Annotated in this window: 18 protein-coding genes; 11 read left to right on the top strand and 7 right to left on the bottom strand. The window is 42.6% G+C overall.

Annotated features, from left to right (window positions below; all coding sequences use genetic code 11):
- Positions 1-39: 39 nt before the first annotated feature.
- On the bottom strand, positions 40-258 hold the full coding sequence (locus NYE23_RS21525) for a hypothetical protein (RefSeq protein ID WP_304587033.1): 219 nt from the start codon (positions 256-258) through the stop codon (positions 40-42).
- Positions 259-710: 452 nt separating this feature from the next.
- Between NYE23_RS21525 and NYE23_RS21530 the strand changes: the two genes are divergently transcribed.
- The 7 genes from NYE23_RS21530 to mnhG are packed head-to-tail and all read left to right on the top strand — an operon-like array spanning position 711 to position 6,467.
- Positions 711-3,113, top strand: coding sequence for a Na+/H+ antiporter subunit A (locus tag NYE23_RS21530; RefSeq protein ID WP_341080938.1), 2,403 nt, complete (start codon positions 711-713; stop codon positions 3,111-3,113).
- Positions 3,100-3,522 carry a Na(+)/H(+) antiporter subunit B gene (locus tag NYE23_RS21535; RefSeq protein WP_048011697.1) on the top strand — a complete coding sequence of 141 codons (423 nt, stop codon included), beginning with the start codon at positions 3,100-3,102 and terminating at the stop codon, positions 3,520-3,522. Before NYE23_RS21530 ends, NYE23_RS21535 begins: the two co-directional genes overlap by 14 nt.
- Entirely contained in the window at positions 3,522-3,863 is a 342-nt protein-coding gene (locus NYE23_RS21540; RefSeq protein ID WP_035332022.1) for a Na(+)/H(+) antiporter subunit C, read from the top strand. Before NYE23_RS21535 ends, NYE23_RS21540 begins: the two co-directional genes overlap by 1 nt.
- Positions 3,856-5,349, top strand: coding sequence for a Na+/H+ antiporter subunit D (locus NYE23_RS21545; RefSeq protein WP_341080941.1), 1,494 nt, complete (start codon positions 3,856-3,858; stop codon positions 5,347-5,349). Before NYE23_RS21540 ends, NYE23_RS21545 begins: the two co-directional genes overlap by 8 nt.
- A 2-nt stretch (positions 5,350-5,351) precedes the next feature.
- On the top strand, positions 5,352-5,828 hold the full coding sequence (locus NYE23_RS21550; protein ID WP_009331657.1) for a Na+/H+ antiporter subunit E: 477 nt from the start codon (positions 5,352-5,354) through the stop codon (positions 5,826-5,828).
- Complete coding sequence (locus NYE23_RS21555; protein ID WP_035332019.1) at positions 5,828-6,112, top strand: Na(+)/H(+) antiporter subunit F1; 285 nt, start codon at positions 5,828-5,830, stop codon at positions 6,110-6,112. Before NYE23_RS21550 ends, NYE23_RS21555 begins: the two co-directional genes overlap by 1 nt.
- Positions 6,096-6,467, top strand: a complete 372-nt coding sequence (gene mnhG / locus NYE23_RS21560; RefSeq protein ID WP_341080943.1) for a monovalent cation/H(+) antiporter subunit G — start codon at positions 6,096-6,098, stop codon at positions 6,465-6,467. The genes NYE23_RS21555 and mnhG overlap by 17 nt, the downstream gene beginning before the upstream one ends.
- Positions 6,468-6,655: 188 nt before the next feature.
- Here the strand turns inward: mnhG and NYE23_RS21565 are convergent, their stop codons facing one another.
- Complete coding sequence (locus tag NYE23_RS21565; protein ID WP_048012008.1) at positions 6,656-7,039, bottom strand: hotdog fold thioesterase; 384 nt, start codon at positions 7,037-7,039, stop codon at positions 6,656-6,658.
- Between the two features lie 106 nt (positions 7,040-7,145).
- Here NYE23_RS21565 and NYE23_RS21570 point away from each other — a divergent pair, with 106 nt between their 5' ends.
- Complete coding sequence (locus NYE23_RS21570) at positions 7,146-7,328, top strand: asparagine synthase (protein ID WP_341080946.1); 183 nt, start codon at positions 7,146-7,148, stop codon at positions 7,326-7,328.
- 97 nt (positions 7,329-7,425) lie between these two features.
- Here NYE23_RS21570 and NYE23_RS21575 read toward each other — a convergent pair whose 3' ends face one another.
- Positions 7,426-8,049 carry a DedA family protein gene (locus NYE23_RS21575; protein WP_341080947.1) on the bottom strand — a complete coding sequence of 208 codons (624 nt, stop codon included), beginning with the start codon at positions 8,047-8,049 and terminating at the stop codon, positions 7,426-7,428.
- Positions 8,050-8,465: 416 nt separating this feature from the next.
- Here NYE23_RS21575 and NYE23_RS21580 point away from each other — a divergent pair, with 416 nt between their 5' ends.
- Positions 8,466-8,705, top strand: a complete 240-nt coding sequence (locus NYE23_RS21580; RefSeq protein ID WP_227888695.1) for a hypothetical protein — start codon at positions 8,466-8,468, stop codon at positions 8,703-8,705.
- A gap of 400 nt (positions 8,706-9,105) precedes the next feature.
- On the opposite strand, the gene NYE23_RS21585 is transcribed toward NYE23_RS21580, so the two are convergent.
- From NYE23_RS21585 to NYE23_RS21595, 3 genes are all read right to left on the bottom strand, one after another.
- Complete coding sequence (locus tag NYE23_RS21585; protein WP_341080952.1) at positions 9,106-9,348, bottom strand: hypothetical protein; 243 nt, start codon at positions 9,346-9,348, stop codon at positions 9,106-9,108.
- A gap of 330 nt (positions 9,349-9,678) precedes the next feature.
- The gene (gene ald / locus NYE23_RS21590; RefSeq protein WP_341080954.1) at positions 9,679-10,809 is read right to left on the bottom strand and encodes an alanine dehydrogenase; all 1,131 of its coding nucleotides are present in this window, start codon (positions 10,807-10,809) and stop codon (positions 9,679-9,681) included.
- A gap of 117 nt (positions 10,810-10,926) precedes the next feature.
- Positions 10,927-12,168: a PucR family transcriptional regulator gene (locus NYE23_RS21595; RefSeq protein ID WP_341080956.1), complete on the bottom strand. Its 1,242-nt coding sequence runs from the start codon at positions 12,166-12,168 to the stop codon at positions 10,927-10,929.
- Positions 12,169-12,453: 285 nt separating this feature from the next.
- Between NYE23_RS21595 and NYE23_RS21600 the strand changes: the two genes are divergently transcribed.
- A complete protein-coding gene (locus NYE23_RS21600) occupies positions 12,454-13,863 on the top strand; it encodes an alanine/glycine:cation symporter family protein (protein ID WP_341080958.1) in 1,410 nt (469 codons plus the stop codon).
- A gap of 45 nt (positions 13,864-13,908) precedes the next feature.
- On the opposite strand, the gene NYE23_RS21605 is transcribed toward NYE23_RS21600, so the two are convergent.
- A complete protein-coding gene (locus NYE23_RS21605; RefSeq protein WP_341080961.1) occupies positions 13,909-14,151 on the bottom strand; it encodes a hypothetical protein in 243 nt (80 codons plus the stop codon).
- Between the two features lie 180 nt (positions 14,152-14,331).
- Between NYE23_RS21605 and NYE23_RS21610 the strand changes: the two genes are divergently transcribed.
- Positions 14,332-15,105 (top strand): SDR family oxidoreductase, encoded by a 774-nt coding sequence (locus NYE23_RS21610; protein ID WP_341080964.1) that lies wholly within the window; start codon positions 14,332-14,334, stop codon positions 15,103-15,105.
- Positions 15,106-15,123 lie beyond the last annotated feature (18 nt).

The following is a 15,123-nucleotide window of genomic DNA, read 5'->3' on the forward strand; positions in this document are numbered from 1 at the left end:
GCAGAAAAAGAGGATGTGCCAAAGCACACCCTCTTTTTCTTATGATGCTGTCTGTATCCTCACATATTCCCTAGGTTCAAATACCTTTAGCTTTTGTTCATTTCCAGCTTCCATTTTATAATCTGCGGGTAATAATTCGACCACTTCTTCGTCCGCAGGAATATAAAATTCCCTTTTGGTTTGGTGGTCCAATATCCAGGCGCCTGCAAACAGCAGGGCAAAGATTGTAATGGCTGCTGAAATTTTATGTTTAATCATGCATAACACCACCTACTAGTAGTGTGCTTGAATGAATGATTTTTTATACATATGTGCATTGTTTTTATATATTTTTTCAAAAAAATTTTTCCTGATACATTCGTGTTTCTACCTATTTAATAAGAATGGATAAATCCTTTACTGATAAGGGTTGGAAGAATGCACAGACTTTCTTTTTAGGTTATAATTTGTTCTGAGGTGCATGAACGGATAGTAATGATGAATATGGCACGACTGTCATGCCTGCCCTGGCTGGATAATATGGGGGAAGGTGGAAAAACTTTTATTAAGCGCTTACTAATTGCAGAAATAGATTATACATTCTGCGGAAGAAAAATACATTATTCAAATATCCATCCTGAACCGTTAGATGCCATATAGCGGCTTCATCAAGCTGCCTGATAGGATACTTCTGTTGAATAACTCGCAATTAATTTAAAGGGGGTAATGTCTTGTCTTTGCTTCACCTGGCAATAATTTCACCATTTTTGCTTGCCATCCTTGTGCCCATTGCGTACAAGCTGTTCAGGCAGATACATACGGGTTGGTTTGTACTTCCTCTGCCAATCCTTTTATTCAGTTATTTTATTTCTTATTTATCCATCACCTCCGATCAGCAGTCCGTCACAAAATCTTTTTCGTGGATACCCGTTCTGGGGATTGATTTCACGGCAAAAGTAGACGGCCTCGGTTTGCTTTTTGCTTTGCTGATTACAGGAATAGGATCACTGGTTGTTCTTTATTCCATCTATTACCTGGATAAAAACAAAGAAAAACTGAACACCTTCTATGTGTACTTGCTTCTATTTATGGGAGCTATGCTTGGGGTTGTCCTATCTGATAACCTGATTGTGCTTTATACTTTCTGGGAATTCACGAGTTTTTCTTCATTCCTGCTAATCGGGTATTGGTATCACAGAGAGAAATCAAGATATGGTGCACAGAAGTCGATGATTATCACGGTTTTCGGCGGTCTTTCTATGCTTGGAGGCATCATCCTTCTTTATTTGATGACAGGCACTTTCAGCATTTCGGAAATTATCACTGGATCAGATGAGATATTTTCACATTCATTATTCGTTCCTGCTCTGCTTTGCTTTTTACTGGGGGCATTTACCAAGTCCGCGCAATTTCCATTTCACATCTGGCTGCCGGATGCCATGGAAGCTCCAACACCCGTCAGTGCATATCTGCACTCGGCAACGATGGTTAAAGCAGGAATTTATTTAGTAGCACGTATGAGCCCGGTATTTGCCGAGCATTCGCTCTGGCTTTGGCTCATTGCAGGATTTGGAATTACAACCTTATTCTGGGGTTCTTTTTCAGCTGTCAAACAGACTGACCTTAAAGCCATCCTGGCTTTCTCAACGGTCAGTCAGCTGGGGATGATCATGTCCCTTCTTGGCATCGGTGCTGCAGCGCTTCACTTCGAAACAGTGGATGACAGTTATTTTACGGTTGCCACTACAGCTGCTGTTTTTCATTTGATCAACCATGCTACCTTTAAAGGAAGTCTCTTCATGGTAGCCGGAATTGTAGATCACGAAACCGGAACCCGTGATATCCGCAAGCTTGGCGGTCTGATGAACTTTATGCCGATTACCTTTACTTTGGCGATCATCGGCACATTTTCCATGGCCGGGCTTCCGCCTTTCAATGGGTTCTTAAGTAAGGAAATGTTCTTCACAGGAATGGTCCGTGTTTTGGAAATGGATATTTTCAATTTGGATACATGGGGATTCTTGTTCCCTGTTATTGCCTGGGTGGCAAGTGTATTCACGTTCATTTACAGCATGATTCTTGTATTCAAAACGTTCACTGGCAAATTCCAGCCTGAGCAATTAGAAAAGAAGCCGCATGAAGCTCCAATCGGGATGCTGATTTCACCCATTATCCTGGCTTCACTAGTGATCATTATCGGTTTCTTCCCTAATATTATTTCAAACACGCTCATCTCCCCGGCACAGGCTGCCATCATGCCTGTTGAAGGGTATGTGTATGATACACATATATACTTCTGGCATGGATTTACGCCTGAACTGTTCATGACTTTAGGTGTTATTACATTGGGAATTCTGCTTTTTGTCACTCTGCCGAAGTGGAGAAGAGTATATGATTTCTTCCCTGAAAAATTGGCTCTGAATCGTTTTTACGATTCTATGCTGGAAGTATCACAGAGGGCTTCCTTCAAGTTAACAAGATTATATATGAACGGATTCATCAGAACCTATCTTGTGTATATTTTTTCATTTTTCATTGTTGCTCTGGCTTCCACCCTGGTTCTGAAAGATGCTTTTAAATTCGATACGAGCGATGTGGCAACCATCCATTATGCTGAGGTTCTGCTGGCATTAGTCATCGCTGCTGCATCTATTTCCATTCTTTTTGTAAAGTCCAGAATGACATCCATCATTCTGCTGGGGGCAGTCGGATATACCGTTTCATTGTTCTTTGTTATTTTTAGGGCCCCTGACCTTGCATTAACACAGCTTGTAATCGAAACTATTTCTGTCTCTTTGTTCCTGCTAGCTTTCTACCATCTGCCAAAGCTCCGGCATGAGGAGCGGATGGGATTTAAAATGACGAATGCCCTTATTTCTGTTGGAGTGGGCGCAATTGTAACGATGATTGCCTTATCTGCCCACAGCAATAAGATGTTTCCTTCAATTGCGCAATATTACGTTGAGAATACGTATAAGGAGGCAGCCGGGAAAAACATGGTAAACGTTATTCTTGTTGATTTCCGGGGTTTTGATACCATGTTTGAAATTACGGTTCTTGGAATTGCAGCTCTTGGAATTTTCGCTATGATCAAACTTCGCCTGGAAGGGGGAAAGAAAAATGAAAACAAATGATATTATTTTGCAGACCGCTACAAAAGTAGTTTTGTTTCTCATTGTTCTTTTCTCTGTCCATATCTTTTTTGCCGGCCATTATACACCGGGCGGCGGATTTGTTGGGGGTTTGCTGACATCGGGGGCAATCGTGCTGCTGCTGCTGGCTTTTGATATGAAAACTGTCTCCAAGATTCTTCCTGTCAATTATATTCACATGATTGCAGTTGGACTGCTTTTTGCGATTGGTACAGGGGCGGGAGCATTGCTATTTAATGTCCCTTTCCTTACCCATGCCTTTGGACATATTGACCTGCCAGTTCTGGGGGACACTTCCCTCCATACAGCTACACTGTTTGACCTTGGTGTTTTTCTGGTTGTTGTTGGCGTTACGATGACCATTATTCAAACGATAGGGGAGGATGAATAATGGAAATATTAATGGCTTTCGTAATTGGAATTTTATTTATGTCAGCTACTTATCTCATGCTGTCAAAAAGCTTGCTGCGCATTATTGTCGGAACCGGGCTTTTAAGCCATGGAGCACATATGCTGATATTAACGATGGGCGGCTTAAAAAAAGGGGCTGCCCCGCTGCTGGGTGAAAACGCACCCTCCTATACCGATCCGATTCCCCAGGCTCTTATCCTGACGGCAATTGTAATCAGCTTCGGGGTCACTGCGTTTTTCCTGGTTCTGGCATACCGTGCCTACCAGGAGCTTGGCACTGATAATATGGATCGAATGAGAGGAACTGAAGGAAATGATTAACTTTTTAATATTGCCCATCCTGATCCCTTTAGTTACAGGTGTCCTTCTCATCTTTGCTTCTAAAAGAATCATGCTGCAAAGGTGGATTGCAGGCATTTCATCAGTGATTGCGATCATTTTTTCAGCCCTGCTGGTTCAGAAGGTCCGAGTCAGCGGGATCCAAACGCTGGATGTTTCAAGCTGGGAGGCTCCGTTTGGGATCACGCTTGTTTCTGACATGATGTCAGCTCTGCTGGTGCTTACAACCAGTATAATCGCATTTCTATGTCTGATTTATTCATTTTGGAGCATCGGGGAAGCCAGAGAGAAGTTTTACTATTATGCTGCATTCAACTTTTTAATTGTTGGCGTAAACGGTGCCTTTACAACAGGGGATATCTTCAACCTTTTCGTATTTTTCGAGGTTATGCTGATGGCTTCCTATGTTTTGCTTGTATTGGGAGGAAAGAAGGCACAGCTTAGGGAGTCAATTAAATACATCCTTGTGAATGTAATATCATCCGCTCTGTTTGTTATAGCTGTAGCCTATCTTTATTCTGTAGTAGGAACGCTTAATATGGCGCATATATCCGTCCGTATCAGCGAAGCAAGCCAAGGGAATCCCCCAGGAATCATTACAGTGATTGCTGTGCTATTTTTAATCGTATTTGGATTGAAAGGCGCCATTTTTCCATTATATTTCTGGATGCCAGGCTCTTACTATGCACCGCCTGCTCCTGTTTTGGCTTTATTCGGAGCGCTGCTGACAAAGGTCGGAGTTTACTCCATTACAAGAACCTATACGCTGTTCTTTTATCACGATACTGGCTTTACCCATCAGCTCTTAAGCTTTTTGGCAATTATGTCGATCATCGCAGGAGTCATTGGGGCAATTGCCTACTGGGATATTAAAAAAATCATCATCTACAATATCATCATTGCTGTAGGGGCAATTTTGTTTGGAGTATCAGCTATGACGACTGATTCCCTTACCGGGTCAATCTTCTATTTGATTCATGATATGATTATTAAGGCGGCTCTATTCTTACTTGCCGGCATCGTGATTGCAATTGCCGGAACAAGCAATTTGCATAAGATAAGCGGGTTGATCAAGCGCTATCCCGGTCTGGGATGGACCTTCTTCATCGCAGCGCTTGCTCTTGCGGGAATTCCTCCGTTAAGCGGGTTTGTTGGAAAGCTTCTAATTGTTAAAGGCGGATTTGAAGCAGAACATTACTGGGGAGCAGGGATCGTCTTAATGTCCAGTCTTCTTGTGCTGTTTTCAATCATGAAAGTCTTCATTAATGGCTTTTGGGGTACACCTCGCGCCTATAAAGGGGAAGACAAAGTACCTGTCGGCAAAATGTTGATTGCCCCAGTAATCCTTGTTATCATTGCCGTTTTCTACGGAGCCGGCTCGGAGTTTGTTTATCCGTATATCTTACAGGCTGCTGAAACTCTTGCAAATCCGGAAATATATATTGAAGCAGTTTTAAAGGAGTATTGAGTATGGCATTTCAAATATTATTAAATGTGTTCCTTGGGTTTATGTGGATGTTTTTAACAGGATCATACGAACCGGTTGCGTTCCTTAAAGGATACCTTTTTGGCCTGCTCATCATCTTTACTTTCAGAAGATTTTTCGATTCACGCTTTTATCTATTAAGAGTTGTAGCGGTAATCAATCTTTTGTTTCTTTTCATCAAAGAGCTTATCTTAGCGAACATCGGCGTGCTTAAAGTATTGTTAAGACCCAAACTTGATATGCGGCCAGGCATTTTCGCCTATCCTACTGTTCTGAAAAAGGATTGGGAAATAACAGTGCTTTCGAATTTGATCACACTTACTCCAGGGACATTGGTTGTAGATGTTTCCCCGGATAACAAGATTCTTTACATTCATGCAATTGATATTGAAGATGCAGAGGAAACCATTGATTCTATCCGGAATTCGTTTGAAAAAGCAATCTTGGAGGTGAGCCGGTAATGCTGAATACTGTTGTTCTAAGTGCCATCCTTATCATTTCGGCTGCCACCATCGGTTTGATCTACAGAGTGATCAAAGGGCCGACCACGCCAGACCGTGTGGTTGCACTTGATGCTATTGGCATAAATCTTGTTGCAATTGTTGCATTGATTTCTATCGCCCTTAATACAAGTGCGTTTGTGGAGGTTATCCTTCTGATCGGGATTCTTGCCTTTATAGGGACCGTAGCCTTCTCTAAATATCTGGAGAAGGGGGTTATTATCGAAAATGAACGAGATCGCTAATATTGTCATTATTGCGCTGATTATTCTGGGAGCTTTTTTAAGCCTTGTCGCTGCATATGGCGTTATCAGACTTCCTGATATTTATACCAGGAACCATGCGGCATCCAAGTCTGCTACACTGGGGGTTATGTCCATACTGCTCGGAGCCCTGCTGTTCTTTTATGTTAAAGATGGCTTTTTCAATTCCAGAGTGCTGCTCGGAATTATATTCATCTTCATGACATCACCTGTAGCCGGGCATTTAATTGCCCGGGCTGCCTATAACTCCGGTGTAGAGCTATGGGATAAAAGTGTGCAGGATGACTTGAAAGATGCACCACATATGAAGAAGACAAGCAGCAAGGAACAATCATAAAGTGAAACTTCAATCAGTGGAGTTTTTTCCCACTGATTGTTAGTTGAACCAATCGGGCCTTTACGGGCAGTTTGACCCCGCTTATCCTCCTTTGATTCCTCTGAGTCTTGAAGTGAGGGTCTTACTGCCCGTTAGACTGCGATAAATAGAAAAACCGCAAGAGAAATCCTCTTGCGGTTTTTTATTATTTATTTTCTTTTAATTACTGCCATAGTACATCTTGATGTGCATACCAGCTTGTCATTTTCATCAGTTATTTTAATATCCCAAACCATTGTGGTTCTTCCCTGATGCAGCACTGTTGCGACAGCCGTCACGATTCCATCTTTTTTAGCACGTATATGGTTAGCATTGATCTCAAGCCCTGCAACGGATTCCGTTTCTTTGTCGCAAAGTTCAAATGCTCCAATACTTGCAACAGTTTCTGCAAGGGCGACAGATGCCCCTCCATGAAGGAGGCCAAACGGCTGGCGGGTGCGTTCATCAACAGGCATAGTGGCAACTACACGGCCTTTTTCAAGTGACACGATTTCCATTCCGAGTGTTTCGATTAGAGTACCTTTCAATTCCATTCCCCAATCCCCTTTCGCTATGTAAAATGTTGTCATACTATACTTCATTATATAGGAACAAACTATGGATGTCCTCTTGGACAATCACAACAAAGAGGTGACCGTCATGAATCGTGTACGCGAAGGATTAATTCCAGCAGTTCTCGGCACCGCTGTTACTGCGGCAGGCTATGCAATGAGACAAAACCGCAGAACAAACAATATGTTATCAGATACCATCGTTGGTTTTGGGCTCGCCCATATTGTACTTGGAGCCATCGATCTGGTAGAGCACCGCAATCAGTACTAAGTTAGAAAAGCGCAAGCCGCCCACCCCCGACATTTCGAGGGGGCAGGCGGCTTGCGCTAGACATTTAAAAAGGCAGCTCCCGGCTGCCTTTTTATTATTATAGTCCCAGCCCCTGATCATGCAGCTTTTCTTGCTCCTTCCCGCGTTTTCTTCTGGCAAAGCGAAAAATGAGGAAGATCGCTGCAAAGCCTGCCAGGCCAAGCAGTATTTCTTTTTCATGTTTGATGATGGTGTCAATATGATCTCCAAATACGTAGCCGATCGCAAAGGCTAAAGACAGCCAGATCAGTGCGCCGCTGTATGCAAATAAAGCGAATTTTTTAAATGGCAATTTACTGAAGCCGTATAAAAAGGGGAGGAAGTTTCGGATACCCGGAACAAAATAGCTGAAGGAGAGGGAAAAGGCATGATACTTTTCCATTAGCTTTAGAGAAGAATCAATCGTTTTAGACATCCTTTTGCTTTTATAAAAATACTTTAGCAAAGGCCTTCCGATCAAACGCCCGATGGTATAACAGGTTGACAATGCCGCCAAAATGCCAAGATAAATGACAATGAATGCAAACACAGGATGAAGCGTTTTTAAAGAGGAAGAAAGTCCAACAGTCATAACAATCAATTCATTTGGCACAGGAAAAATAAAAACTCCAACCCAAAGCCAGAGAAACAGCCCCAAATATCCGTTATTTTCAATGATTTCCAAAATCAGTTCCAGTTCCATCCGGGGCCTCCAATCTATGTAAGCTTTGCACACTTATTTACCACACTAATATATTCTTCATTCCCTTCTTTTACCCCTTTTCTAATAATATCAATCCTTATAAAAATTCTCTTCCTATCCACCTCGTGTGCCGGATTCATGCATAACTTTTGAGAAAGCAATTTGTTCCATCATAGGAATAGCCTTGATTTCATATATTGGGAATGCGTGTATTTATTATTAATCGAAAGGGGCAGAACCGGATGTACCCCTATTATTATTTTCGCTACCCAAAGCCCGGATATAATCCTCAGCTTCAAAGCTGCTGGAATACGCAGGCCTATCAGTCTTATTATCACCCTGTGCATTTCTACAGGACCTTGCCTGCTGTCGATCCGCAAATGTTCATGAGCTCTGCAAAAAAAATGGAGGTCCTCATGAGAGATGCCAGCACATTGCTTGTAAATATGGCAGAGTCAAAAAAATTTTCTTATGAACTGATGTCAGCGGCCCAGCAGTCCAACAAGGCAGCAGTCGAAAATCTGCTGAAATCGACTGGCATCTCGCGAGTCCCTTCTGTTGACTATACACCCGACGGGCTAAGACTTCATTTCGAATCAGACAAAGAGGATCCTCAGAAATGCTGTGATTTAACGCTTAAATTGAGATGGATGTAAAAACAAAATCGGAAGCGCCTTGCTCACGATAGAACGCAGACTAAAAGCGCCACGTCCTGTGGCAACGTCTGCATGACCCCCATCCTGGGGGCCTCAAGCACAAGACGAGCCTCACGGAAAGGCGTTCTTTGCCTTTTTGGGAGGATTGCCCGAAATGTGGAGGCGACTGCCCAGGGACGAGAGGCATAAGACGGTTCCTGTAAGAAGGCGTACTTCCTTCTGAAAGGAAACGGCTTATGACCCCGAGTCCCTAGGAGCCGAAACAAGCCATGCTTGTGACCTCGAGGGGGTAGGCGCTGGAGCTAGATGCAGACACTCTTCCACAGAGTTAATCACCTTGTTCGATTTTATATGTCCTATCCAATAAAAAAGCTCTCAATCAAGAGAGCTTTTCACGTGTTTAACGATAATATGGATTTCCATATGGGCCATAGCCAGGGTATCCGCCACCGCCGTAAGGAGCATAAGGTGCTCCTGGCGGGCCATAGAAAGGCGGCGGAGGGCCGTAGAATGGACGTGGGGCAAATAAAGCTGCTCCCAGCCCGCCTCCCAGGAAACCGCCGATCAAGCCGCCGACAAAAGGAGCTCCTAAAAAGAAAAACCTTTCGTTCCCGTTTCTATATGGTCCTCTATAATAATACATGCAGGGTAACCTCCTTCATTTTCAATCCCTTCTCTATTTAATATGCAGATGTCCTTATTTTGAGTGGGCTACTAGAAAAGCGGAAGGCGCCCATTGGAACGCAGACTAAAATCGCCACGTCCTGTGGCAACGTCTGCATGACCCCCATCCTGCGGGCCTCAAGCATAAGACGAGCCGGCTAAAAGGTTGTTCTTTAACCTTTTGGACGGATTGGCTTAGACCCGAGAGCCGATGGCGCCTGGAGCTAGACATCACTAGGAAAGCGGAAGGCTCCTCGACTGCACAAAACAAAATCCCCTTAGCCTTTTGGCCAAGGGGATTTTTGGTCTATTAGTTAGCTGCTTTTACTTTAGCAAATGCATCTTCGACAGATACATACTCATAGCCAAGGTCTTTAGCAACCGCTGGGTATGTGATGCTGCCGTTTACAACGTTTACGCCAAGTTTTAGTGCTGCATTGTCTTCAATCGCTTTTACTACACCTTTGTTTGCAATTTGCAGAGCATAGTTGATTGTAACGTTTGTAAGAGCAATAGTAGATGTTCTTGGAACTGCACCAGGCATGTTTGCAACAGCATAGTGAACAACGCCATGCTTATCATATGTTGGGTTGTCATGAGTTGTAATGTGATCAACTGTTTCGAAAATACCGCCCTGGTCAATCGCTACGTCAACAACTACTGAACCAGGCTTCATTGTTTTAATCATTTCTTCTGTTACAAGCTTAGGCGCTTTCGCTCCCGGGATTAGAACCGCACCAATAACCAGGTCAGCATCTTTAACAGCTTGTGCAATGTTGAAAGGATTAGACATTAAAGTTTGGATGCTGTTTCCGAAGATATCGTCAAGCTGGCGCAGACGCTCTGGACTTAAGTCGATGATTGTAACTTGCGCGCCAAGTCCGATTGCCATTTTCGCTGCGTTGATTCCAACCACACCGCCGCCAACGATGGTAACTTTTCCGCGAGATACCCCTGGAACACCTGCAAGAAGGATTCCCATTCCGCCATTCGTCTTCTGAAGGAATTGAGCTCCAATTTGAGCAGACATGCGTCCTGCAACTTCACTCATTGGAGTTAGAAGAGGCAATGTGCGGTTTACTTCTACTGTTTCATAAGCAATCGCTGTAACACCTTTTTCAGTTAATGCTTTTGCAAGCTCAGGCTCTGCTGCAAGGTGAAGGTATGTGAAAAGAACTAAACCTTCACGGAAATAGCCATACTCGGATGGAAGCGGCTCTTTAACCTTCATAACCATTTCAGCTGCCCATGCTTCTGCAGCAGTATCTACGATAACGGCTCCTACTTCAGTATAATCTTCGTTAGTGAAACCGCTTCCAATTCCTGCATCGATTTCTACTAATACTTTATGTCCGGACTTTACTAATGCGTCAACGCTTGCTGGTGTCGCAGCAACACGATTTTCGTTGTTTTTAATCTCTTTAGGTACTCCAATAATCATGGAAAAATCCCCTTTCAATCTATCAATTATGATATTTACTATTGTCAGTATAATAATTTTAGTAAAGCGCTGTCATTGTTAAATCGATAAAATAAAAGAGCCTCCATTTGTGAAAATCTACAAATGAGGACTCTTCTTTTCCATTCTCCGGATTTTAAGTTCAAGATATAAAGATAGCTTTGTATTCGTATTCTTCAGGTCAACTTTCCCAATATCGGTTATCCTCTTTAATCGGTAATTCAGTGTATTCATATGAATATGCAGTTTTTTAGCTGTTTCATTCACATTGCTGTCATGATCAATGAATGCTTCCAGAGTAGTGAGCAGATTGGTCCGGTGCTCAACGTCATATTTAGTAATCTTTTCGATAGCCGGGTGCTCATACAGTTCCTGCCGTTTCTTTTCAAGGATTGCATCAAGATAGCGGAAAATGCCAAGCTGCTGATAGCTGTAAACATGATGGATCTCTTCCGGGAATTGTTCTTTAAGACGCAGAACCTGCAATGCCTCCTGATAGCTTTTTTCCACTTTTTCAAAGTGCTGATATGTTGTTCCTGTTGCCCCGTTAATATCGTCAATGCCAAATCGCGTTTTCATTTGATCAATGAAAAACTGGATGAATTCGATAAAAGTATTTTCAGCTAGAGCAGGTTCAGGCGGCACTGCTAAAATAATAAATTCATTCCCCATCCCGGCATGAAAGGTTATATGAACCTTTTGACTTGTCGTGATCAGATAGATGATGTTTTGTTCAATTTTAGAGGTCACTTCTTCTTTAAATCTAAAGACAAGCACAGCAAACGGCGATGGCGGTTTTATGCTTAATTCCTCAAATCTTTCTGCGATTTCATCATGGGTATGGAAATGGCCGGTTAACAGCTCCCAGAAAAAATCCCGGTATCCCTCAGCTCTTTTTTTCTTTTGGGCGTTTAATCTTAACATTTCCGTCCTTGCAGACTGTGCGGCCAGCTTTAGCAGATTCAGCTTGCTTTCTGTTAAGGCGGCTTCCTCTTCGACTGCCCAGATGTAGCCTAATACCTCATTATGATTGCGTATGGAAATGGCTACCCGATTTCCCAGTCCAATTTCCATTATTTCAGGGATTCTAAGCGGTTCACCGCTTTGCATCAGCTGGGGGATCACCCGTTCTTTCCATAAACGATTGATCACCTTTTCAGGAACCTTTCTGCTTATAATCGTTGCGATTCTCGCGGTATCTGTCTGGTCATCATGTGTACTGTATGCCAGCAGGCGATGATTAACATCTTCTATTGTAACAGGGCATTCCAGGACATCGCGGATCTTATCTACCAATTCCTCCAGATCACTAAATGCCCTCTTAAACGGATCTTTTTCCATTTTATTATCACCCAATCGTAAAACTTCTTTAAATTGCACTTTTTCTATCCTATTATATTATACCTCAATCACACACTGTACTCTACCAAAGCCATCAAGCCATTCGACAAAATTCGAGCGGTGCCTGCCTCCGTTTTTATAAAATTTCTAATAGTTTTACTTTTTTTATTTGACTTGAAGTTATATTCAGATAATTTTACAATAGGACATGCTCACAAAAAAATCATATATTAATAGGTTGGTCAAAGTAATTGAAAGCGTTAACATTTGGGAGGCGATGATTTTATGCTTGAAACGCTTAATAAAATTAACGGGGTGCTCTGGGGTACACCAAGTTTGATTTTGCTTTTTGGTACAGGTGTTCTTTTAACATTCATGCTGAAGGGTCTTCAATTCAGAAGGCTGATATATGCGTTTAAATTAGGATTTACAAAAGAAGGACAGGCTTCATCCAATGATGAAGGAGATGTCAGTAACTTTAAGGCTCTTATGACAGCTCTCGCAGCAACCATTGGTAATGGTAATATCGCCGGTGTTGCCACTGCGATTACACTCGGGGGACCAGGAGCCATCTTCTGGATGTGGGTTGTTGGTTTGCTTGGAATGGCAACCAAGTATGCTGAAGCATTACTGGCAATGAAATACCGTGTGAAAAATGCAAATGGCGAGTACTCCAGCGGACCGATGTATTATGTGGAACGCGGTCTCGGCAAAAAGTTTAAATGGCTTGCAGTTGCCTTTGCGGTCTTTGGTGCTTTTGCGGCACTGGGCATTGGAAACAGTGTTCAATCGAATACGATTGCAGCTGTTATGGATACTTCATTCGGGATTAATAATTGGATAACAGGTGTCATACTTGCTGTGTTGGCTGCCTTAATCATCTTTGGCGGCATTCAGCGCATCAGTACTGTAGCAGGATTCTTTGTTCCAGTTATGGCTGTTCTATATATCGGCGGAGCATTACTGATACTTGCTGTTAACTATGATCAAATCATTCCTGGTTTCCAGACAATCTTCTACTATGCATTCAATCCGGTAGCAGCAACCGGCGGTTTTGTCGGTGTTGTCGTGTCTGAAGCAATCAAGAATGGTGTTTCAAGGGGTATTTTCTCTAATGAAGCCGGTCTTGGTACAGCAGCGCTTATTGCAGGAAACGCAAAGACAGACCACCCTGTAAAACAGGCTCTTGTTGCGATGACTGGTACATTTATAGTTACAATCGTAGTTTGTACGATGACCGGCCTGGTTCTTATCATGACTGGTTTCTGGGACACAACAGGCGGATTGATCTCTGGTGTGGCGCATGACGGCAGCCTTGACGGCGGAGCATTAACAAGTGCAGCCTTTTCCCATGTTCTTGGAACAGCGGGTGAATATATCGTTGCATTCTCTGTTATCTTCTTCGGTTTCTCAACGATTGTCGGCTGGTATGTATATGGTGAAAAATGCTTTGAATACCTTGTTGGCACAAAAGGAATTATGGGCTACCGTGCCATTTACATTTTCGCGACTGGCATCGGTGCAGTTGCCAACTTAACAACTGTTTGGGCTTTCGCAGATATGGCAAATGCCTTAATGATGATTCCTAACTTAATTGCATTAATCCTATTAAGCAAAGTGGTTGTTAAAGATACTAATGAATTCTTTGAAAATCATTATAAAGCAGCCAATAAGCAGCTTAAGAAAGCTGGCTGATATATGTAGAACAAACACAGGTCCCTGATCTGTGTTTGTTTTTTGTTAAAACGGAAATAACGGCAGATCATTTTTTTCGTGAATGTAGGCGAATATTCGATAGTGATAAAGAAATTCGCCAGTGAATATTCCCTCTTCTTCAAAAGAATAAGCATCTAAAAACGCTTCTATTCTGTCTTCATCTTCTTCATCCCATACCCCTGTCATCCAGACTTTATAGGCAAGCTTGCCGTTTAAACCGGGATATCCGCTTTCTTCAAAAAGCTCCTCGATTTGCTCCCTTTCCACCTTTTCGCCTCCCCCCTCCGTTTGTTATCCATCCTTTTCTGTTTTTGTCTTCCTTATACATTTTTGGGACAAGGCAAATATACAATTTTAGCACCACATGAGGTGAACTTGTCTATACTATATCGAAGTCTATTTTAAATATCAGGATTGCTATTAATAACAAATAAGGGAGGGATAACGTTGGAATTGAACGAGTTATTTCATTTAGGCAATAAAACAGCCATTGTTACTGGAGGAGGACGCGGACTCGGAGAGCAAATGGCAAATGCACTTGGGGATGCAGGAGCAAATGTTGTCGTCTGCTCACGCAGAATTGAAGCATGTGAGCATGTCAGAAAAAACCTTGAAGCCAAGGGAGTTAAAGCTCTGGCTATCGAATGTGACATCACCAATGAAGAAGACATTCAAAAGGTCATCCAAAAGACCTTGGAGACATTTGGAAGCATCGATATCCTCATTAATAATAGCGGTACTTCCTGGGTTGCACCTTTTCTGGATTTGTCTGCTGATAAATGGGACAAAGTCATGAATGTGAACTTAAAAGGGCTATTTTTATTTTCACAGGCTGCCGCAAAAGTGATGACGAAGCAGGGAAGCGGCAAAATCATTAATATTTCTTCAGTAAATGGCATGAGAGGCACCCACTCGACATTTCTTGATGCAGTGGCTTACAGTACAAGTAAAGGAGCAGTTATTGCACTTACTAAAGATTTAGCTGTAAAATTGGCCCCTGCCAACATTCAAGTAAACGCTATTGCTCCAGGCTTCTTTCCTACCAGAATTACCAAGGTTCTTGAAAAATCGAGTTCAGTTATTCTCAGAAAGATTCCTGCCGGAAGATTTGGAAGCGAACATGACTTAAAAGGAGCAGCTGTCTTTTTATCATCCAAAGCGTCTGATTACGTGACAGGACAGGTATTAGTCGTAGATGGAGGAATGACGGTTAACCTTTAAGATTTCACAGAGCTAACT

Source organism: Cytobacillus sp. FSL H8-0458 (genome assembly GCF_038002165.1).
GTDB lineage: Bacteria > Bacillota > Bacilli > Bacillales > Cytobacillaceae > Cytobacillus.

Bases quoted from the DNA above. Each gene is read 5' to 3' on its own strand.
- NYE23_RS21525 (WP_304587033.1), bottom strand. From the start codon at position 258: ATGATTAAACATAAAATTTCAGCAGCCATTACAATCTTTGCCCTGCTG.
- NYE23_RS21535 (WP_048011697.1), top strand. From the start codon at position 3,100: ATGAAAACAAATGATATTATTTTGCAGACCGCTACAAAAGTAGTTTTG.
- NYE23_RS21540 (WP_035332022.1), top strand. From the start codon at position 3,522: ATGGAAATATTAATGGCTTTCGTAATTGGAATTTTATTTATGTCAGCT.
- NYE23_RS21545 (WP_341080941.1), top strand. From the start codon at position 3,856: ATGATTAACTTTTTAATATTGCCCATCCTGATCCCTTTAGTTACAGGT.
- NYE23_RS21550 (WP_009331657.1), top strand. From the start codon at position 5,352: ATGGCATTTCAAATATTATTAAATGTGTTCCTTGGGTTTATGTGGATG.
- NYE23_RS21555 (WP_035332019.1), top strand. From the start codon at position 5,828: ATGCTGAATACTGTTGTTCTAAGTGCCATCCTTATCATTTCGGCTGCC.
- mnhG (WP_341080943.1), top strand. From the start codon at position 6,096: ATGAACGAGATCGCTAATATTGTCATTATTGCGCTGATTATTCTGGGA.
- NYE23_RS21565 (WP_048012008.1), bottom strand. From the start codon at position 7,039: ATGGAATTGAAAGGTACTCTAATCGAAACACTCGGAATGGAAATCGTG.
- NYE23_RS21570 (WP_341080946.1), top strand. From the start codon at position 7,146: ATGAATCGTGTACGCGAAGGATTAATTCCAGCAGTTCTCGGCACCGCT.
- NYE23_RS21575 (WP_341080947.1), bottom strand. From the start codon at position 8,049: ATGGAACTGGAACTGATTTTGGAAATCATTGAAAATAACGGATATTTG.
- NYE23_RS21580 (WP_227888695.1), top strand. From the start codon at position 8,466: ATGAGAGATGCCAGCACATTGCTTGTAAATATGGCAGAGTCAAAAAAA.
- NYE23_RS21585 (WP_341080952.1), bottom strand. From the start codon at position 9,348: ATGTATTATTATAGAGGACCATATAGAAACGGGAACGAAAGGTTTTTC.
- ald (WP_341080954.1), bottom strand. From the start codon at position 10,809: ATGATTATTGGAGTACCTAAAGAGATTAAAAACAACGAAAATCGTGTT.
- NYE23_RS21595 (WP_341080956.1), bottom strand. From the start codon at position 12,168: ATGGAAAAAGATCCGTTTAAGAGGGCATTTAGTGATCTGGAGGAATTG.
- NYE23_RS21600 (WP_341080958.1), top strand. From the start codon at position 12,454: ATGCTTGAAACGCTTAATAAAATTAACGGGGTGCTCTGGGGTACACCA.